Consider the following 21825-nt stretch of genomic DNA (forward strand, 5'->3'; position numbering starts at 1 on the left):
ATATCTAGTTTATCACTTGATAAACTAAGATGTTGTTAAAATTTTGTAACAAAAAAAACGCAAATGGCGTTTTTTTAACCTTTATGCAAAATTTGAGTCATCAGCTAGGAATGTATTGAGTACTTCTTCAACCATATCCCATTCTTTATCATCTTCAATTTGGATGAGATCTTCTTCAGTAGCATCCCCATTACTATCAGGATGGAAGATATAAGCTTGAATATCAACCTCTTCATCCTCTTCTACACCCTCTGGGACTAACAAAATGTAGTCTTTGCTATATTCTTCAGAGTGAAACGTAAATAAAACTTCATATAAAGCTTCATCCCCATTTTCATCTATCAAGGTAATTTTTTGAACATCGTCGTTATTTGTCATGATTTTAAGTATTAGTCACTTAAGCGTCACTAATTTATTCCCTTCAAAGTGTATCTATATTATAACGTAAAAACAACATTTCTGTGCGAAATGTTGTTTTCATCTATTTAGTGAGTGGACCATTAGCATCTAAATAATTTTGCAAGATAAATTCAGCTGCAATTTTATCAATCACTTGTTTTCGCTTTTTACGAGACACATCTGCTTCTTCAACCAGCATGCGCTCAGCTTGAACAGTTGTCAAACGCTCATCTTGAAAATCAGTTGGCAAGTTAAATTGGTCTTCGACCATTTGCGCATATTGTCGCGCTGCTTCAGCACGAGGACCTTCTGAGTTATTCATGTTTTTTGGCAAACCAACGACAACACCCTTGGCCTGCTTCTCTTTAATGATTTCACCGAGACGAGCTAAGCCGAACTCTTTTTCATCTTCATTAATGCGAATAATTTCAACACCTTGAGCTGTCCAGCCCATAGGGTCACTTACCGCTACACCAACCGTACGGCTCCCTACATCTAATCCTAATAATCGCATTACTTTTTTAAATAGACGCGTACAAGTTCCTCAATGATTTCGTCACGTTCGTGACGCTTAATCAAGTTACGTGCGTCATTTAAGCGCGGAATATATGCTGGATCACCAGACATTAAGTAGCCAACAATCTGATTAATTGGGTTATAGCCCTTTTCTTCTAACGCATTATATACTATCTCTAATGTGTCATGAATATCTTTTGGCATCTGGTTACCAAAATCAAATATGGTTGTTTCATCTCCTACTGACATCGTACACGCTCCTTTCTTCCTAATTTTTTAATAACTCATCTACTGTCCTAGTACTATTTTACCTAATTATTATGACAAATATATAACAATAAGATAAAAAGATACGTTAAGCTAGCTCGTCAAGAAATGTTGATACTGCACTGAATGCATCGTTAATACCCGCAGGATTTTTACCACCAGCTTGCGCCATATCTGGACGGCCACCGCCACCGCCACCTATCTTTGGCGCAATTGCTTTGATTAAATCACCGGCCTTAAGTCCTTTTTTGTTGGCTTCTGGTGAAGCTGCAACAATTAAACTCACTTTGTCATCAACGTGAGTTGCCAACACTAATACGTCTGATGGATAGTTTTCACGCCATGTATCAACGACTTGTCGTAAACCATCCATACCTGATACTTGGAGTTGCGCTGTGATATATTGATAACCATTTTGCGTTTTAACATCTTTAAAGACATCTTGAGCTGCTGCGTTAGCAAGTTGTGCTTCCACAGAGGTCAAATGACGTTGTAGGGTTTTTATCTCAACCTGTAAATCTTCAACTTTAGCTGGTGCATCCGTTAGCTTTTGTGCTTTCAAACTGTCAGCAATTACCTTTAATGCTTGTTCTTCTGCTTTAAATTGAGATAATGCTGCGAGACCCGTAACCGCTTCAATGCGTCTTACACCAGCACCAATACCAGACTCTGACACAATTTTAAACAAACCGAGTTCTGCGGTACTTTGTGCATGAGTACCACCGTCAAATTCTTTGTTGAAATCACCGATAGATACCACACGAACAACATCGCCATATTTTTCACCAAAGACAGCGACTGCACCCATTTTTTTTGCACTCTCGATATCAGTCTCTACCCATGTGATTGGTAAATTATTGGCAATTACTTGGTTAACCATAGTTTCGATTTTTTCAAGATTTTGTTCAGAAACAGGGCCTTCATGAGTAAAATCAAAACGCAAATATTCTGGTTCAACTAAGGAACCAGCTTGATGAACGTCACCACCTATCACATTACGTAACGTTTGGTCTAACAGATGTGTTGCTGTATGATTTTTCGAGATGGCCACATGTCTTGCTAAATTAACTTTTAACGCGACCTGGTCGCCCAACTTAAATGAAGTCACTACTTCGACGGTATGCACATGTTGTCCATTAGGTGCGCTTTGGGTATCAGTAACGCGAGCGACAACCTCACCTTGCTTGTTCAAAACCTCACCTTGATCGGCAACTTGTCCACCCATCTCTGCATAAAATGGCGTCTTATCAAACACCAGTTGTACACTATCTCCCGGCTCAGCATTTGCGAGTAGCGCATCCACGCCTTGGTTATCATGACCTATAATCGCGACAATTGCTGCATTTGACACCTCTGTTTCAGACCAGCCAACATAATCTGATGGCACTTTTAAGTCTGTTAAAACTGCATTTTGAACCCCCATTGATTTATCGTTGGAACGCGCAGCACGAGCCCTAGTACGCTGTGCTTGCAATGCGTCATTGAAACCGACTACATCAACAGTCAAGCCTTCATCTGCAGCTTGCTCTTGTGTCAACTCAAGTGGAAAACCATACGTATCAGATAACTTGAAAGCATCTGCACCCGAAATCACTTGTTGCCCTGATGCTTTTGCCTTTGCTATAACATCATTTAGTAATGACAAACCACCTGTGAGTGTAGCATTAAAACGTTTTTCTTCGGCAGCAATGGTCTTTTGAATTTTTTCAGTGTTATCAGCAATTTCAGGGTAATAACTCTGCATAATCTCAGCAACGATTGGGACTAACTTGGTTAGGAATTCACCTTGAATACCTAATTTTTGTCCATGCAAAACTGCGCGACGTAATAAACGACGAATGACATAGCCACGACCTTCATTGGCAGGTAACGCTCCGTCACCAATAGCAAATGTGATGGCCCGAATGTGATCAGCAATCACTTTAAAACTTGTATTACTTTCTGAATCTTTTGTCGCATCGTAAGTATAGTCGGGCGACATTTTTTCAGTTGCACGGATAATTGGCAAGAAGAGATCAGTGTCAAAATTTGTACGGCCGTTCTGGAATACTGATACGAGACGTTCTAATCCCATACCCGTATCAATATTTTTATGTGGTAATTCAGGATATTGTGCATTATCAGTTAAACCAGGCAAATGATTGAACTGGGAAAAAACAATATTCCATATTTCCAAGTAACGTTCATTTTCACCACCTGGATACATTTCAGGATCATTGTCAGGCAAATTTTGAAAAGCAGGCCCACGGTCGAAGAAAATTTCTGAATCTGGTCCTGAAGGCCCTTCACCAATATCCCAAAAGTTATCTTCCACTTCATAGATATGGCCTTCAGGCAAATCTGTTTTTTCTAGCCAAATCTTTTTTGCTTCTTGGTCTTTAGGGTAGACTGTGACATAGAGTAAATCTTTGTCTAAGCCATACCATTCAGGACTGGTTAATAACTCCCAAGCCCATGGTATTACTTCTGCTTTAAAATAATCACCAACAGAAAAATTACCCATCATTTCAAATAATGTATGGTGACGTGCTGTTTTACCAACATTTTCAATATCGTTTGTACGAATCGCCTTCTGGGCATTAGTAATACGCGGATTTTTGGGTATGACCGAACCATCGAAATATTTTTTCAAAGTCGCTACCCCCGAGTTAATCCATAATAACGTTGGATCATCTTGCGGGATTAGATTTTTTGATGGCACAATTTCATGCCCTTTTGATGCAAAAAAGTCCAAGAACATCTGGCGGACTTCTGATGACGTGAGTTCTTTCATCACTAATTTCTCCTTTAGTTGGTTAAAAATATAAAAAGACCAAAACAAAGTGCGGACGCGTGACCGTGGTACCACCGCAATTTGTAATGATCTTTCATCTTTACCTTCATAAGCTCATAACGCTGAGTCGCGGCATCTTTTCAGACACAATCATGACCTGGGAGCGTAAAATTAACGTTGTGTGTTTTTCATCAACCAACACATTTCTAACTGCCAAACGTAAATTTTATATATCCAGATTTCTTAAATTATTATAGCACATTACCAGCCAATGTGATTATCCGTTTCTGGCAACGTAAGCTGACCAGCTTCAAGCTCTGAAAACGCCTGGGATATCATAGCAAATGCTGATTCTAGTGCTGCTTGCGTTATCACAAGTGGTGGCTGAAAACGCAGCGTATTGCCACGTAAACTAATCATAATTGCCCCTAATTCAAAAATACGATAAATTAATTTAGTTGTCGCTTCATCATCTGGTTGCCCTTGTGAATCAACGATATCAATGCCCCCATTTAAACCGTACATACGAACATCACCAATAAAATCATAACGCTTAGCTGCTTTTTCAAAAAATGCTTTGGCAAAATTTCCTATTCGCTCTGAACGCGCCACTAATTTTTCGGTTTCAATCACATCTAACGTGGCCATCGCAGCGGCAGCTGTTACTGGATTCCCCGCTGTTGTATAGACATTAGCCGGTGCTGATAAACTAGCCATAATTTCTCGCCGACCAATCACTGCACTAAGCGGTAACCCACTAGCTATTGACTTCCCAACGCTCATCAAATCCGGCGCAATACCAAAATGATCAATTGACCATAACTTACCCGTACGTCCTAAGCCTTGATTTACTTCGTCTACTGCAAAAACAATGCCATGATCTCGCGTAAACTGGTAGACCAAATCCATATATTTCTGTGGCGCTTTGACAATGCCACCATCGCCTTGAATTGGTTCGATAATGACTAACGCGACATCTTCTGCCGGCAAATAAGTTTCAAATGGTAATTTAAATTGCTTAAATAAGCGTTCTGAAAAATCATCATCACTTTCATTTGCCAGTCGTTGATTTTGATCGGGAAAAGGCACTTTGACAACTTCTGGCAATAAAGGGCCGATTTTTCGCGTCATATTTAAGCTCACACCAGATATCGATATGGCACCGTAAGTCGAACCATGATAAGCACCAGTAAAACTCACAATATATTGTCTGCCTGTATATGCACGTGCAAACTTAATAATAGCATCGTTGGCATCTGATCCTGAATTACCAAATACCACTTGTTTTTCAAATTGGCCGGGTGCTAGTTTAGCCAAACGTTGTGTCAATTTGGCCGTCGTTGTATTAGCAAAATATGCAGGTGTATACTGAATCAGTTTCTCCGCTTGCTCGGCAATGGCTGCAACAACATGTGGATGTGAATGTCCTGTATTTGTGGCACTAGCACTAGCTAATAAATCGATATAATCACGCCCATCAGCGTCTGTAATTGTTGCGCCTTTACCATGATCAATGACAACATCGAAATATTTTACTCGTGAGGTATCTGCCAAATATCGTTTTTCTTCCGCTAAAATTTTTTTATTGCTAGACATATTCCCCGCCCCATTTCTCTATTTTTGTACAATAAAAGCCCTGTATAAACAGGACTTCGGTGTGATTATTAACGTGAAATTTTGCTATGACGTGCACCATAAGCTGCATAAATAATCAAACCAAGGACAAACCAACCAAAAGCATATAACTTTGCTTGATTATCCAACTGATAGAAAATGAATCCTGATCCAAGGGCTGCTAGAGCAGGCAGTACAGGATAAAGTGGCATTTTAAAGCCAGGAACTGGAATATCCTTTCCTTCACGCGGACGCAAAGCGTAAACCCCTAATGACACAATAATAAAGGCGATTAACGTACCAGCAGAAATTAAACCTGCCAATTCAGTAAAGCTAAAGACTGAACCAATTAAAATGGCAATCACAGATAAGACTAACAAAGCGTTATTAGGCAAACCTTTGTCATTGACCTTACCTAGAAATTTAGGTAGCAAACCATCACGGCCAAAAGCATAAAGCAAACGTGATCCAGCTAGCATCATCCCAATAATCGCAGTAAACATACCAACTAAGGCGACAACAGATAGCAAGTTTGAAGTGAATTCATGGCCAGAGTTAAGCAATGCCCATGCAGCTGGTGCGGCATTGTTAGCATACTTTGAATAATGGAACATACCAACCAATACTAAAGCAACCGTTACAAACAATATTGTGGCAATAACTAATGAGCCGATAATCCCACGCGGCATTGTCTTTTTCGGATCTTTTGCTTCTGCTGAATTAGCAGCAATAGAGTCAAAACCAATATAAGCTAAAAAGATTTGTGCTGCGCCGGCAAAAATACCTTGCCAACCACCAAAATCGGTACCAGGCTTATGCGCTGGAATAAATGGGACATAGTTTGCAGGATGAATAGCCGTCAAACCAACACCAATGAAAATCAGTATAACTAACACCTTACCGATAACCAAAACATTTTCAACCCGCGCTGTTGTATTGGTACCACGCCACAATAAGATTGTCACAATAAGCACTGCAAAGAGGGCCGAAAGATCGATCACACCACCGTTGCCTGCCGCAAATGAACCTGCTAAAGCAGGTGGTAAAGCAAGTTGATGTGATGCCAAGAATAGTTTGAAATTAGCAGACCAACCTGAAGCAACAAAGGCTACGGCGATAAAATATTCAGCTAGTAGTGCCCAACCGGCAATCCACCCAAATACTTCACCGAAAACAACGTTAGCCCATGAATATGCTGAGCCGGCAAAAGGCAAAGCCGAAGCAAATTCAGCATAAGCAAATGCTGCAAGGCCAGAAACAACAGCAGCAATTACGAATGAAATTGCTACCGCTGGACCTGCATGCTTAGCTGCAACAATTCCTGGTAACGTGAAAATTGCTGTTGACACAATAGTACCAATACCAAGTGCCAGCATTTCTTTCACACCAAGAGTTTTTTGCAGGTGTGCATCACTTATTTCAAAACTTGACGGACTGGCTTTATGAAACCAGCCGCCTCTCGGTTTAGATTCCGACATATTTATCCCTCCAAAGGTTACAAAAGTTACTTGGATAATATTAACATTTTCTAATATTTCTGTCAATAAAAAAACAGAATTAAAATTCTGTTTTCTGAAAACTTATGCAAATATTGTTGTCATGATTAATATGACAATCAAACCTGTTACAGAGATAATCGTTTCAAGCACTGTCCAGATTTGAAAAGTTTGCTTAACGGATAAATCAAAGAATTCTTTAAAAATCCAAAATCCAGCATCATTAACGTGGGAAGCAATTAATGATCCCGCGCCGATGGCTAATGCGACAAATACCGGTAATAATGTATTTCCTGGGTTGGCTGCTAAGATACCTGTTACGATACCTGCAGCAGTCATACCTGCGACAGTTGCTGAACCAACGGATACGCGCAAAACAGCAGCAACTCCCCACGCAAATAAGACAATTGCAATAGGGCTCATGGCGCCACCTGCCTGGAATGTTGTCGCAATCTTATCTGACAAACCAGATGTTACCAACACACCACGCAAAGCACCACCACCACCAACAATAAGTAAGATACCTGCTACTGCCGACATCCCTTCATTTAATGATTTACCAACTTCAGTCATTGACTTATGTTGCCAAATGCCCATTGTAAATATAGCAAAAATCAAGGCAATAGTCATAGCTACCGCAGGATTAGCAGCAAACTCAACGATTTGATCGACTAGCGTAGGATTCTTAGGCGTTACTCCGCCAGTATAAATTAATTTATAGACGGTCGCAATAATCATAAATACTAACGGGAATACAGATGTCAAAACAGATAAACCAAAGTTAGGTGTTGTATTTAAATCGTATTCTTTAACCGGACCAACAGCTTCAATTTCTGTTTTAAATTGGAATGCATCTGGCGCATATTTTTGTGCTAATTTTGTAAAAGCTGGTCCTGCCACAACTGCAGTAATTACAGCAACAATTAAACCAAAAATCAACATCATCCCAATATTAGCGCCTAAGGCTGAAGCAACAGCTGTTGGTGCTGGCTGTGGTGGCAAAAAGCCTTGTGCTGATGACAATGCTGCTGTCATTGAGACACCAAGGTACAACAAAGGTACCCCTGCTTCAATAGCTACCGCAAAAACAATTGGAATCAACAAGACCATGCCGACACCAAATATCATTGAAATTCCAATAATAAATGACGCAATCAGAACTGCCCATTGTAATCGTTTCACACCGAACCAATCAATTAACGTTTTAGCAATGCGATACGATCCACCTGCATCAGCAACCAAACGCCCTATCATGCCACCAAAAATAAAGATAACAGAATTGGGACCTAAAATATTCCCAACACCCTGAGCGCCAAGGACTGCATCAGGAATTTTCATTGGCGCCATGCCTAATAGTAAAGCCAAAATAAAGGCTGTAATAATTAAAGCAACAAATGTGTTCAATTTAAATTTAGCAATCAAAACAAGCAAAATTAAAATTGAAATAATTAACATGACAAATTCCATGTTTTAATATGTAACGCGTGACATACGCAGCGCGTTTTCTCCTAACCTCTATAAAATAATTTATTTAGAATGCTTACGTTGATAATTTGCTATGTTTTCGTATTCAGTCTGTAACTGACGTGACAAGCGAATGAAAATTGGTGCCAGTTCACGATATGCCTGAAAGTTTTCAGGCATTGGTTGATACGTGTTCGCTGAGCCGATGTACTTCTCAATTTCATTAAGATTATCAATCTGACCCAATGCTTTTTGTGCCACAATAACGGCAGCCAAAGCACCTGATTCAAATGCTTCAGGCACAGTCACTGGTTGCTCAAAAATATCTGCAAACATTTGACGCCATAATGGTGACCGCGCAAAACCACCCGTGGCCTGAATAGACTTCAAATCGCCAACTACTTCTTCAAGTGCTAAGCTCACCATGTAAACATTAAATGTAATGCCTTCCAAAACTGATCGCAACATATGTGCTCGTGTGTGACCATGATTTAGACCAAAGAATGACCCACGAGCATTAGCATCCCAGATTGGCGCACGCTCGCCACCTAAGTAAGGATGGAATATTAAGCCTTCTGAACCAGCTGGTACGCGTGCAGCGATTTGTGTCATCAAATCATATGCATCTGTACCAAGCAAGGCAGCAGTTGACTTTTCGGCGTCAAACATATTATCTCGCGCCCAACGGAAAACATCCCCACCGTTATTAACCGGTCCACCAACTACCCAATGTTCTTTGTCTAAAGCATAAGTAAAGGTTCGACCTTTCGGATCAATCACCGGATGATCAGCAACTACTCGAATAGCACCAGACGTACCAATGGTAATAGCTGCAACACCTGGCTGAATCGCATTAACACCCAAGTTTGACAATGGGCCATCGCCAGCACCGTAGACAAACGGTGTATCAGCAGGTATCCCAATAACAGCTGCATATTCTGCTGCCATATTTGTTTCATAGGCATAAGGCTCTACAGTCATTGGCAATTGTGCTTTTTGTAACCCTGTTACTGATAAAGCTTGTTCGTCCCAATCTAAATTGAAAATATTAAACAAACCTGTACCAGAAGCTAGAGAAATATCCATTTTATTGACACCAAACAAACGGTGGAAAAGGTATTCTTTAATGCCAAGATAATGTGCTGCTTGGTTATAAACATCTTCGTGTTCCGTCTTTAACCATAGTAGCTTTGACAAAGGGGCCATCGGGTGAATTGGTGTACCAGTTTTTTGATAAATCTCTTGGCCAAGACCTGTTCGTTTAAGTTCTTCAGTGTATTTGACAGCACGCGTATCAGCCCATGTTATCACGCGTGTTAACGGCTGCCAGTTCTTATCGAAGGCAATTAATGAATGCATAGCTGATGAAAATGATACAGCTGATATTTTATTGCCTTCTGATAAGTTAGCCTGTCGAACGACATCACTTAAGGCATCAATCAAAGCTTCAAATATCTCATTCAAATCTTCTTCGGCCATATCTGGTATATCACGATAAAGTTGATACCCCTTATTAGCGCTAGCTACAACTTGGTTGCGATCATCAAACAAAACTGCTTTAGTTGATGTTGTGCCAAGATCGACACCAATCATATATTCCATAATTCACCTCATATCTATTGATAAGCGTTAATCAAATGCTAAACCAAACAGAAAAAGCTCCCTACTCGGGAGCTGCCACTCAAAATATCTTGAGCAGGTTTAATCATTATATTACTTAGCTGAATCCATTGCGTGGCCACCAAAGCCATTACGCAAAGCTGAGACAACCTTACCTGTAAATGTATCATCTTGCAATGAACGGTAACGCATAGCAAGTGACAAGTAAATAACAGGTGCTGGTACATCAAGATCCAATGATTCTTGAACTGTCCACTTACCTTCACCAGATGAGTGCATACGACCAGCAATAGCATCCAACTTAGGATCCTTTGCGAATTGTTCTTCAGCCAATTCCATCAACCATGAGCGGATAACTGAACCATGATTCCACAACTTTGAAACAGCTTCATAGTCATAATCAAATTGAGAAGCTTCCAAGACTTCGAATCCTTCAGCAATTGCTTGCATCATACCGTATTCGATACCGTTGTGAACCATCTTCAAATAGTGACCTGAACCCAAACGACCTGTGTACAAGTAACCATCTTCTTCGGCAATTGACTTGAACAATGGTTCGATAATCTTCCATGATTCGGCATCATCGCCACCAATCATGAAGTTACCACCGTTACGGGCACCATTCATACCACCTGAAGTACCGGCGTCAAAGAACTTAATACCTGCAGCAGTTGTACGCTTGTTTTGTTCCAAGTTGTCTTTATAGTTTGAGTTACCACCATCAATGATGATATCGCCCTTGTCCATCTTTGAAATCAATGTATCAATTGTTGAGTTAGTTGGTACACCAGCTGGTACCATTACCCAAACAGCCTTTGGTGAAGGCAACTTTGATAGCATGTCGTCAATATCTGATGCCCCTTCAATTGCTGATGAGTAATCAGTTGCTGCCTTAACAAAGTCAGCGTTCAAATCAAACGCAACAACTTCGTGACCGTTATCAACGGCGTTCTTTACCAAGTTCAAGCCCATCTTACCAAGGCCGATCATCGCAAACTTCATGGTTCACTTACCTCTTATATGTTTTGTATTTTTACTACTATTTCATTATATGAAAATTTTTTACATATTGCAACCCTGTTATTGTAAATATTTTTCTTTTCTTGTATAGTTAACTATAATAAGTTATTCACATTATGTAATTATCGGAGAATGGCATATGGCTCAAAATATCATTGAACAATTACGTGCACAAAAAAAACAATATAATAGCACCGAAAATAAGTTAATTGACTATATTTTGCAAGACACTGTTCGCGCAAGAGAAGCAACCATTAGGGAACTCTCTAATGGTTCAGGCGTTTCAACCGCAACGATTTCACGTTTTGCTAAAAAAATTGGATTTGACTCCTTTCGTGATTTTTCAATGTCATTGGCCAGTGCCACCACAACGCTTTCGCCTGTCGATTTTTTTGGTGAAATTACAGATAATGATGACACTGATGCGATTGCTCAAAAAGTTTTTGCTGGGGCCAGCAACGCCCTCAAGGCGACTGTTAATCATTTAACAGCAAGTATGTTAGACACAGCAACACACTATCTAGTGGCTGCTAATCGTGTCGGCTTTTTTGGTATTGGCGGCTCATCTTTAGTTGCGTTTAATGCATATCATAAATTTTTACGTACACCATTAAATGTCATCGCCCATCCCGACTACGATATTCAACTCATGCAAGCTGTCAAACTAAATAATCATGACGCCGCTGTCGTGATTTCTCATTCCGGACGCAACAAAGATACCTTACTTATTGCACAAAAATTAAAAGAAAATCACGTTAAAGTAATTGCTATTACGGCTTTTGCTGAATCGCCCTTAGCCAAATCAGCTGACCTAGTCTTATTATCCTTGGCTGAAGAAATTAATTTTCGTAGTGAATCAATGAGTTCGCTGATTGCCCAAATTACTATCATTGACACGTTGTTTACATTAGTTGGTTCGCAATTATCGACACGCACACAAGATGTAGTCGATACCATGCGGACAACTATCGAAGAAACACGTGCACATTAAAAGCGCTGACAATGTTGTCAGCGCTTTTAATATTTAATTTTGTTTTAACATGGCCTTTGCCTGATTAGTCAACATGTCAATAGCAACTAAATTCTCGCCCCCTTCTGGGACAATAATATTAGCATATCGTTTAGTTGGTTCAACGAATTGATGATACATAGGCTTAACAGTTGCCAAATACTGGTCAATGACACCGCGTACTGTTCTACCACGTTCATCAATATCGCGTTCCAAACGACGCAAAAAGCGAATATCATCATCTGTATCAACAAATATTTTCATATCTAATAAGTCACGTACACGCGAATCGTTAAATAACAAAACGCCATCTACAATGATGACATCTGCTGGCTCAACAGGTTCAACTTCTTTGGCGCGCGTATGATTTGGATAATCATATATTGGCTTACTAATTGCTTCATGACGTAATAAACGTCGTAAGTCAGATACAAATAAATCTGTTTCGAAAGAATCTGGATGATCATAATTTGTCTTAACACGTTCTGACATTGGTTTGTCAGATTGATCTTTATAGTAAGAATCTTGCTGAAGTAATATAGCTGAAGAACCATCTTCTGTCAATCGGCGTACTAACTCACGACTAACAGTCGTTTTCCCCGAACCGGAACCACCTGTAATACCAATCACTAAGGGTTTCAATCCCATTATTGTTTTCCTCCCTCACTAGTAGCAATATCATCTGACAAGCCCTCTAGGTTAAGAGACATATCTCTAAAATCACTATCTTCAAGTGGGAAATGTTGTCTAAATTCATCGAAAATCTGTAACGTCCCGTCAATGTTCTGGCCTTCAAAATCAAGAATGTGGCCACCAAACTTTTTATCATCTGACAAAAAGTGAATATGCCACCCTGCAGCCGTAGGACCACTAAAGACGCTAGGGGCAAAATAACCGATAATGGTGCCACTAATATTTTTCTCTTGAAATTCTGATTGGTTTGTTGCAACTTCTAATAGACTTGGATATGGTGTTTCTTGTTTCTGTGCGACACGAACATGCATATTTGAAAAGTCACCATGGAATTTGACTGCGGCAAAAATATTAGTCAACTTTTCTGACTTTAGTTGTTGACTTAATGTGTTGGTTGATGTCTCGGAAAAAGGTAGTCGGCGCGTTGGCTGATCAAAATGTACCGACACAAATGGCATCTTGGTATCCTTATCAGTGATATGGTTCAGTTTGCCATCACTTGTTGCTTGATAAACCTCACCATCTAAAACAATAACTTCGCCATCTAGACCAGTTAAAGTGCCAATACCTGTATCCCCGTGTGTTAATAACTCCGCGACTGTAATGGTGCCTTGTAATTGTTTGCCCATAAGCATGGCTAAAGTACCGTGTTGATATAAACTACTCATTATGTTCATCTACTATGCATCCTATCTGACGCACTTCCTCCATATCTTATTAACTTCATTTTAAGCGAATAAAAATGGACTGTAAAGCCTTTACTGAACTGTTTAACAATTTCAAACAAAAAAAGCGACCTTTCGGTAGCTTAATGACTGTTTTTAGTGCGTGCAACACTTTCAACTAGCAAACGAACATAATTGCGATCACCAGTTGGCCCAGGATGCACACCATCATCAGCGAACCAGTCTAAATGCTGTTTTGCTAAATCAAACCAATCAATCACATGTAAATTACTGTATTGTTTCTGCGCATCAGCTAACATCTGATTATTATCATTCTGCCAAGAACGGCTTTGAACAAAATTATTAAACCAATAAACTTGTCTCTTTTTACCAAATGTCTGCATCATTTTGTCAAGATCTTGTCGTTTAATATCACCATTTGTCCCCAAACCAATCACAATATTAGAGGCTAACTTACCTTGTGATGACATCTGGGCAACAAGGTCCGGTGTTTGGTAAGATTGACGTCCCACAGCAGCATCAACGAATATATTTTCATTTACTTCTTGTAAGTAAGGAGCTGCATCTAACATCACTGAGTCCCCAATTGCTGTAAATGACATCTCTTTAAAGGCCAAATATTGTGATTTTTTCAATCCATAGCTTGAAATAATTGTTTGCTGTGCCGGTGTCAATTTAGTTGATTCAGAGGCATCATGTTTATTAGTTTTGCCTTGTGCCGCCTTAGCGTTCCGTTGCGCAACTTTTTGTTGATTAGATTTGAGTTGCTTTTGCAATTTGGTTTCTGGCTGTGCCATACCCGCCCGATGATCAAGTAAGCCATTACCAATAAACACCGTCAGACAAACAAGCGCAATCATGACAGCAAAAAACAAATTGCGTGATCTCGCCAGGCGCATGATGACAAATTTAAAGGCAGCGGGCTGACGAAAAATATTCTCCACAAAACGATAACTCAGTTCACTGAGTAAAAGCACAATCGCAACTTCAATGACCATATTGAGCAGATTAGGCTGATAATTTGGGATTAATTTTTCATAAAAAACAAAAACTGGCAACTGATATAAGTAAATGCTATAACTCCGGGTGCCTAAGTAATTCAAGATTGGTTGGTCGAGTAGATGACCATACCACGACGCTGGATGCGCCGTGACGGCAATTAATATCGCAACAACTAAGGTAAACAAATACATCAAACCATAGTAAGTACCTTGATGTTGCCCATTAAGCCACAGAAAACCACAAATTGTTAATATGAAGGCTATTGTCCCTGTCGTATTTAAAAAATCACGCGTTTTTGGCTGAACCGCCGGATTGAGTCGGTTAGATGGCCATAAAAATGCCAAAGACGTTCCAATTAGAATAGCAAACATGCGCGTATCTGTCCCATAATAAGCGCGATTGATTGCCTCTGGCTGATATAATACTGCCATGGCTATCGCACTCAATAACGATAAAAATAGCAACATAATCGCAATATATGGTCGCTTAAGCTGTTTTTTTAATAACCACCATACGATGAACGGCCAAATTAAATAAAATTGTCCCTCTATTGATAATGACCATAAGTGCGTAAACGGTGAAGCCCCACCGAATTGTTGAAAATAAGATTCACCATGACCAATAGCCCAGAAATTATAGACGTAAAACAAATTAGTAACGACTGTATAGCGTAAATTATAAATAAGCTGTTGATCACATAATAAAATAATCACAATGCTCAATAAGAGCATACCTAATAATGCTGGATACAGTCTTTTTAACCGCCGCATATAAAATGTCACTGCAGCAATTCGTTGCTTATCATCAAATTCTTGGATTAAAAGGTCGGTAATTAAATATCCTGACAAAACAAAAAAAAGTGGTACCCCTAACCAACCGCCAACGAGCTTGTCAGGCATCAAATGAAAAGCTATTACACCAATAACTGCTAAGGCTCTTAGCCCATCAAACCCCTTAATATAACGCTTTTTTGTCATTTGAAATATGAACCTTCCATCGTAAATTTGTTCAAAATAAAAAGCAAACCACTTTTAATAGTTTACTTTTTTAACGTTTAAATGTCAAATGTTACTATTATATTTCTAAACAATGATATTATTAATTAATTGTTGTGCCACGACGTTCCAAAGTGTGTGGCAACTTAACTTGCGTGTCATCAATAATTTCATTATTCATCAGCTTGGTCAACATTCGCATAGCCACAGCACCGATATCGTACTTTGGTTGCCCGATAGATGTGAGTTCTGGTCGTGTGACAATAGTAAATTTAGTATCATTTGAAGTAATAATCTCAAAATCTTCAGGGATACGTTTGCCATGCTCGCGCATGTAATTCATAATACCTAGTGCCACTTCGTCATCATAAGCAATAACACCATCGGCCTCTGCTGCTAAAATTTTCTCAGCAATCTGAAGGCCTGCGGCATAATCTTGATGCGCGACAAAGAGAAGTTTGTCATCAAAGACAATATCAGCCTTTTCTAAAGCAGTTTGGTACCCAACTAAACGATGTAATTTATTGATGGCATGCGTCATAGGACCAGTGACAAGTGCGATGCGCTTGTGCTTATTTTTGACCATTGTATCAACAGCTTCTTCAACTGCTTTAACATAATCAACATTAACACTTGGTAGTTGGCCTTCAGCGTCAATCGATCCCGCCAATACAACTGGTGCATCGGCGCCCGCAATCGTATTTAAAACTTCACGATCTAATTCGTTCCCCATAAAAATAATGCCATCAACTTGCTTACTAGCCAAGTTATTGACTGCCATGGTTTCTCGTACCGGATCTTCATCTGTATTAGTCAATAGGACATCATAGTGGTACATATTTGCAACATCATCAATACCACGTGCCAATTCTGAATAATACATATCCGTCACATCAGGCATAACAACACCAATGGTTGTTGTCTTTTTGGAAGCTAAACCACGTGCTACAGCATTAGGATGATAACCTAATTCTTCAATGGCGTCTAATACTTTGCGTTTAGTTGATTCACGCACATTACTATTGCCATTGACGACGCGCGACACTGTTGCCAATGATACCCCAACGCGATTAGCGACATCATAAATTGTTGCTGAACTTTTTTTCTGCATCATTTAACCTTCTTCAATCATCATATATCTCATAAAACATCAACGTGTTAATATACCTCTGTCTATTATAGCAAAAAAAGTCAGAATTGCAAACGCTTACAACGTTATATTTACGAGTTTTCATCAATGTTTCTGTTTGTTACAAGAAAGGAACGTCAAAGCTAAAAGTGTTAAAATGTAATTAACATTAAGTGAAGAAGGAATAATATCTTATGGTAAATCAACAAAAATTAACTCATTTTGTCTCATGGCTTAATCAAAATGAACTGTCTGGTGCTATTATCACCAATTTTCATAATGTTGCTTATTTTTCAGGCTTTGAATCGGATCCCATCGAACGTGTTCTCGCACTCGTTGTTTTTTCCGACCACGAGCCACTATTATTTGGTCCTGCGCTCGAAGTCAATAGTATGCGCGCTAGTGGTTGGCCATTTGCCGCATTTGGCTATGCTGATCATGAAAATCCTTGGCTTATCCTTGCGCAACACATTAAACAGACAACGTCAGGGACAAAATTTGGTATTGAATATGACCATTTAAGCGTTGCCCGCTTTAATGCATTGCAAACAGCCTTACCAAGCTTATCCTTTAAAACTGATGTCACAAATGAAGTCAACCAACTACGATTACTTAAAACCCCAGCAGAAATTGAGCATATGATGGCTGCTGGAAAGGATGCTGATCGTGCTTTGACCATAGGCTTTCAAGCTTTGACCTCTGGTATATCTGAATTAGCTGTATCAGCTAAGATAGAATATGAGTTAAAAAAATCAGGTGTCGCAGCCATGAGTTTTGACACGTTAGTCCAATTTGGAACACATGCTGCCGACCCTCATGGTGCCACTGCGACACGTGAATTAGCAACAGGTGAAATGGCCCTTTTTGATCTAGGTACAATAACCGAAGGGTATGCATCTGACGTCTCACGAACCATTGCGTTTGGACAGGTTGACCCCAAATTACAAGAAATTCATGCTGTTACATTGGCAGCACAACAAGAAGCGCAATCACAGGCAAAAGTTGGCATGACAGCCGCTGAACTGGATGGCATTGCTCGGCAAATTATAACTGATGCCGGCTATGGTGACTATTTTGTGCATCGATTAGGTCATGGCTTAGGCACATCAGTTCACGAGTACCCATCAATTATGGCAGGCAATAACATAACATTACAAGAAGGCATGGCCTTTTCAATTGAGCCAGGTATATATATACCTGGTCTGGGCGGTGTCCGTATCGAAGATTCAGGTTATATGAGCCACACTGGTTTTATCCCATTTACAACAACATCTAAATCACTGTACCAATTATAAAAAGCTATGTCTATCAAGACATAGCTTTTTATAATGCTTTAACAAATGCCATGATTAATATTGGCATCATTGTCACAAAATTATTGACAAAATGCACGGCAATACTATCTTGTAAGTTCCCTGTATGCTTATAGACATAGGCTAGAAACATCCCCATCGACATGTAGACAAGATAACTTAAGCCATCTGATAAATTCGTTGGTATTTTACCCATATGCGGAAAGGCAAATAAAATACCCGATAGAATGATACTTGCCCACCACCAAGATTTTCTGAAAAAATAATTAATTACCAGTCCGCGAAAAACAATTTCTTCCACTACCGGTGCTAGAAAGATAGCATAAATCATCATAGCAATCATAACTAAATTGATATGTGCTGTAAGTGATTGTATGGCTGCTTGATTTTCAGTTGTCGTATCGCCAGTCAATGTGAGACGTAAAAAATTAACAACCATTTCAATGCCCAACATCGCAAAAAACAGGCCAATGATATACCATATATGTTGCCAGTGCCTAACGTTAATACGATGAAATACCGGCGCTGTTGTTGTGCGCCTTAACAGGCGATAAGCGTAATAGCCAATCGCTAAATAAGATAAAAATAACATCATGATAAACAAGATTTGCAGCCAAACTGACTTTTGCATAGCTGCAATTTGTAAGAATGCTGGCGACAGCATCAATAAGAATGCAACAACGATGAAATTAACAATACGCTGCCACAGATATTTAGGTGTTGGTTGGGTTGTTAAATTAAGCAAATTACTCTTCCTTATCCAAATGTTCTTTTCGCGCATAATAGAATAACACGATATACCCGATATTGATAATTAAAAAAAGCACAATGGCTAAAATTAGCGTTACATGTAATGGCCAGTGAGCTGAACGACTCACAAAAAATAGCAGTATGAAAAATACTGCTGAAAACAGACCAAGTAAAATTCGTAGTATGAGGTTTGTCATATTACTGACCTGCATACTGATTAATAAAATCAGCAACAGCACCTTGATTATTAGTCGTTTTTAATACAACATCAGCAATGGCTTTGATTTCAGGTTTAGCATTCGCTACAGCAACGCCGACACCTGCTTTTTTAATTTGCGCTGCATCATTCAAATTATCTCCCAATGCAGCAGTACGCTCATGAGAAATATTTAAAATATCAGCTAATTCCAATGCAGCCGTGCCTTTATCGACACCTTCTGGATTGAATTCAACATAACGTTCTGAACTAAACGTCAACAACACGTCTTTTTCAACCACCGCAGTAACTGCATCAGCTATTTTCTGACGTACTGCTGGATCTGGGTGTTCGAAGATGACTTTCATAATGGGTGCTTCTTCTGATAAAAACGTCAGGTTATCATCAGTTAGTGCTGTATAGGGTACTTGCCGTTCTGCCATATATTTCTTATCCGATGGTGAAATATTATAAATAAACAGTTTGTCTAGCGTGTAGATATGTGTATCAACATCAGCTTGTACCTGTCCCAACTTAAATATTTTTTTTGCTAAGTCAAGTGACATACCATGTTGCAAAATCACCTTTTCAACACCAGCCGGTGATATCGCAACGATAGCACCACCATTGTACGATATCACGTATTGTGTCTGCTGATTAAGGCCTAATGTATTGAGTGTGCCATAAACTGATTTATATGAGCGTCCCGTATTTGGGACGAAATAACCACCGTTTTTTGTAAAATCTTGGATTGCCTCGATATTTTTAGGGTTGATACTACCATCATCATTAAGTAATGTTTCATCTAAATCTGATAAAATTAACTGAATCATGTATTTTCACCTTTCAACTGTCATTAATTACATTATACCTAAACTAGCCAATTTATTCGTGATTAACTTGGCCAATAAAATTAAATCGCTCACCACATTTTGCACAACGGTAGTTTGCCGTATTAAAGCGACGTTGTCGATAAACTGAGTGTTGATTTTGACAACGATACAACCATAAACGATAATGCTTTTTGCTATCTGATAGTTTTGGCGCGTATCTTAAGCCTGCAACACGCTGTAGCAACTGTTTAAAATCTAAATCACGATGTTGATAACCTTTGTTTGCTATGTGTAAATGATAGTGTACCAGCTCATGCTTAATGATACCGATAAATTCTGGTAGATCAGACATGCTAGGATTAAATTCCAAGTTATGAGTTTGTAGTAAATAACGTCCGCCCGTAGTTTTTAAACGACGATTAAAGGACGCCTTGTGTTGAAATGTCAGGTTAAAATAACTGATGGACACTTGTTTCACTAAATTTTGTAATTCTATTTCTGTCATCATTTCAATAGGCCATGCGCAACCAAGTATGCTTTAGCAACTTTTGACGCGCTCTCATGCTTAACATTAACCGCATAGTTCATTTTCTGCATATCGGTATTAGAAATTCGATTATCTAAGCGATTTAGGGCTTTAATAATATGTGGATTGCGACTTGCAAACTCAGACTTCATCAAAGCGGCACCCTGATAAAATGGGAAAAAGTGTTTGTCGTCGGTAAGCACTTTTAATTTGTAGGCCACCAATTGTGAATCAGTAGCATAAGCATCAACAACATTGACTTGATCTTGGTTAATTGCTTGGTAACGTAATGCTGGATCCAAACTAACTGTTGGCATTTTTAACCCATACATTTTTTCAACCCCAGGCATGCCATCAGAGCGATCTAAAAATTCTGCCGTCATACCTGCTTTGGCATTTGGTAACTTAGTCAAATCGCCGATACTATTCAGCCCGTATTTTTGAGCAGCTTTTTGTGTCACCGCAATAGCATAAGTATCATTAAAACGCATTGGTTTGGTTAACAGAAGACCTTGTTGTTTCGCTACTTTTTGTGCAGCATTATAAGTAGTTTGTGCATCAGCGCCAATCGGTAACTTAACAGGGTTTTTAGCAAGAGAAGCTGTTACTGTGCCTGTAAATTCAGGGTAAATGTCAATTTTATTACTTTTTAATGCTTGATATAAAAATGTTGTCACACCAAAGCTTGGCTTTAAAATAACCTTAGTATTAGGTTGTTCTGCTTTAATTAACTGTGCATACATATTAATTAAAATTTCTGGTTCGGATCCAAGCTTACCAGCAACCGTGATAGTCTGCGGTGCTGACTTATCTGGCAGTAATGGCACAACACTGCCACCAATAAACAAAATAAGCAACAAGGATAAGGTGATACGACGTAGCCAACCTCGCAGGCGAAACAGCCAATTGATGAGTTGACCGCCTAATATTGCTAAAATTGCCGAAGCAATCGCACCAATCAAAATCAAGTCAGTATTATTGCGATCGATGCCAAGTAGAATAAAATCACCTAAGCCACCTGCGCCAATCAGGGAAGCCAAAGTAGCGGTTCCGATAATTAGCACTGTTGCTGTACGAATTCCAGCTATAATGTTGGGCATAGCCAAAGGAATTTGAATCAATCTTAATACACGACGTCTGGATAATCCGAGTGCCTTTCCTGCGTTTAAGGTATCTTGTGGTACACCGCTTAAACCCAGATAAGTATTTTGAAAAATTGGCAGTAGCGCATAAATGATTAGCGCGATAAGTGCCGCCGGTGTACCAATGCCAACTAGTGGTATTAATAGTCCCAAGACAGCTAAAGACGGTAATGTCTGAAATACGCCGGTAATCTGTAAAAGCCATTCTGCATAACGCCGGTGTTTTTCTGACCAAACCGCAAGCGGAATGGCAATTAGAGAGGCAATAATAATTGCAACGACTGTTAATTGAATATGCTGCCACAAGGCTGCCAGAAACTCACTGTGACGCGTAATCAATGTATGCCACATATTTTACTGTCCTTTCTTCATCCATAATTTA

The 21825-nt window shown here is 39.4% G+C and carries 19 protein-coding genes; 2 read left to right on the top strand and 17 right to left on the bottom strand.

Going from position 1 to position 21825, the window contains the following annotated elements:
* Positions 1-81: 81 nt before the first annotated feature.
* The 9 genes from C5L21_RS07685 to gnd all read right to left on the bottom strand — a co-directional run bounded on the left by C5L21_RS07685 (position 82) and on the right by gnd (position 11151).
* Complete coding sequence (locus tag C5L21_RS07685) at positions 82-378, bottom strand: DUF1292 domain-containing protein (protein WP_004903137.1); 297 nt, start codon at positions 376-378, stop codon at positions 82-84.
* A 103-nt stretch (positions 379-481) separates the two neighbouring features.
* Entirely contained in the window at positions 482-913 is a 432-nt protein-coding gene (gene ruvX / locus C5L21_RS07690; RefSeq protein WP_004903139.1) for a Holliday junction resolvase RuvX, read from the bottom strand.
* On the bottom strand, positions 913-1164 hold the full coding sequence (locus C5L21_RS07695; RefSeq protein WP_004903140.1) for an IreB family regulatory phosphoprotein: 252 nt from the start codon (positions 1162-1164) through the stop codon (positions 913-915). Before C5L21_RS07695 ends, ruvX begins: the two co-directional genes overlap by 1 nt.
* A 106-nt stretch (positions 1165-1270) precedes the next feature.
* Positions 1271-3955 (bottom strand): alanine--tRNA ligase, encoded by a 2685-nt coding sequence (gene alaS / locus C5L21_RS07700; RefSeq protein ID WP_085698777.1) that lies wholly within the window; start codon positions 3953-3955, stop codon positions 1271-1273.
* A gap of 261 nt (positions 3956-4216) precedes the next feature.
* Positions 4217-5551: an aspartate aminotransferase family protein gene (locus tag C5L21_RS07705; RefSeq protein ID WP_085698775.1), complete on the bottom strand. Its 1335-nt coding sequence runs from the start codon at positions 5549-5551 to the stop codon at positions 4217-4219.
* A 68-nt stretch (positions 5552-5619) separates the two neighbouring features.
* Entirely contained in the window at positions 5620-7047 is a 1428-nt protein-coding gene (locus tag C5L21_RS07710) for an APC family permease (RefSeq protein WP_004903146.1), read from the bottom strand.
* Between the two features lie 102 nt (positions 7048-7149).
* Entirely contained in the window at positions 7150-8532 is a 1383-nt protein-coding gene (locus C5L21_RS07715; protein ID WP_012305075.1) for a gluconate:H+ symporter, read from the bottom strand.
* A gap of 60 nt (positions 8533-8592) precedes the next feature.
* Positions 8593-10131, bottom strand: a complete 1539-nt coding sequence (gntK, locus tag C5L21_RS07720; RefSeq protein WP_004903151.1) for a gluconokinase — start codon at positions 10129-10131, stop codon at positions 8593-8595.
* A 111-nt stretch (positions 10132-10242) separates the two neighbouring features.
* Positions 10243-11151, bottom strand: coding sequence for a phosphogluconate dehydrogenase (NAD(+)-dependent, decarboxylating) (gene gnd, locus C5L21_RS07725; protein WP_004903153.1), 909 nt, complete (start codon positions 11149-11151; stop codon positions 10243-10245).
* 157 nt (positions 11152-11308) lie between these two features.
* Here gnd and C5L21_RS07730 point away from each other — a divergent pair, with 157 nt between their 5' ends.
* The gene (locus tag C5L21_RS07730; protein ID WP_004903155.1) at positions 11309-12160 is read left to right on the top strand and encodes a MurR/RpiR family transcriptional regulator; all 852 of its coding nucleotides are present in this window, start codon (positions 11309-11311) and stop codon (positions 12158-12160) included.
* 33 nt (positions 12161-12193) lie between these two features.
* Here C5L21_RS07730 and udk read toward each other — a convergent pair whose 3' ends face one another.
* The 4 genes from udk to ccpA form a co-directional block, all read right to left on the bottom strand.
* Positions 12194-12826 (bottom strand): uridine kinase, encoded by a 633-nt coding sequence (gene udk / locus C5L21_RS07735; RefSeq protein ID WP_004903157.1) that lies wholly within the window; start codon positions 12824-12826, stop codon positions 12194-12196.
* Positions 12826-13539 carry an acetolactate decarboxylase gene (gene budA, locus C5L21_RS07740; protein WP_085699286.1) on the bottom strand — a complete coding sequence of 238 codons (714 nt, stop codon included), beginning with the start codon at positions 13537-13539 and terminating at the stop codon, positions 12826-12828. Before budA ends, udk begins: the two co-directional genes overlap by 1 nt.
* Before the next feature lie 140 nt (positions 13540-13679).
* A complete protein-coding gene (locus C5L21_RS07745) occupies positions 13680-15536 on the bottom strand; it encodes an acyltransferase family protein (RefSeq protein ID WP_085698774.1) in 1857 nt (618 codons plus the stop codon).
* A 121-nt stretch (positions 15537-15657) separates the two neighbouring features.
* A complete protein-coding gene (gene ccpA / locus C5L21_RS07750) occupies positions 15658-16665 on the bottom strand; it encodes a catabolite control protein A (protein WP_085699284.1) in 1008 nt (335 codons plus the stop codon).
* A gap of 212 nt (positions 16666-16877) precedes the next feature.
* Here ccpA and C5L21_RS07755 point away from each other — a divergent pair, with 212 nt between their 5' ends.
* Positions 16878-17978: a M24 family metallopeptidase gene (locus C5L21_RS07755; protein ID WP_085698772.1), complete on the top strand. Its 1101-nt coding sequence runs from the start codon at positions 16878-16880 to the stop codon at positions 17976-17978.
* A 28-nt stretch (positions 17979-18006) separates the two neighbouring features.
* Here C5L21_RS07755 and C5L21_RS07760 read toward each other — a convergent pair whose 3' ends face one another.
* From C5L21_RS07760 to C5L21_RS07780, 4 genes are all read right to left on the bottom strand, one after another.
* Entirely contained in the window at positions 18007-18741 is a 735-nt protein-coding gene (locus C5L21_RS07760) for a CPBP family intramembrane glutamic endopeptidase (RefSeq protein WP_036061180.1), read from the bottom strand.
* A 203-nt stretch (positions 18742-18944) separates the two neighbouring features.
* Positions 18945-19775 (bottom strand): Cof-type HAD-IIB family hydrolase, encoded by an 831-nt coding sequence (locus C5L21_RS07770; RefSeq protein ID WP_004905735.1) that lies wholly within the window; start codon positions 19773-19775, stop codon positions 18945-18947.
* A 52-nt stretch (positions 19776-19827) separates the two neighbouring features.
* On the bottom strand, positions 19828-20283 hold the full coding sequence (locus C5L21_RS07775) for a SprT family protein (RefSeq protein ID WP_133286233.1): 456 nt from the start codon (positions 20281-20283) through the stop codon (positions 19828-19830).
* Positions 20280-21794, bottom strand: a complete 1515-nt coding sequence (locus C5L21_RS07780) for an ABC transporter permease/substrate-binding protein (protein WP_085698769.1) — start codon at positions 21792-21794, stop codon at positions 20280-20282. The genes C5L21_RS07775 and C5L21_RS07780 overlap by 4 nt, the downstream gene beginning before the upstream one ends.
* Positions 21795-21825 lie beyond the last annotated feature (31 nt).

This window comes from Leuconostoc citreum, assembly GCF_004354555.1.
Taxonomy (GTDB): Bacteria; Bacillota; Bacilli; order Lactobacillales; family Lactobacillaceae; genus Leuconostoc; species Leuconostoc citreum.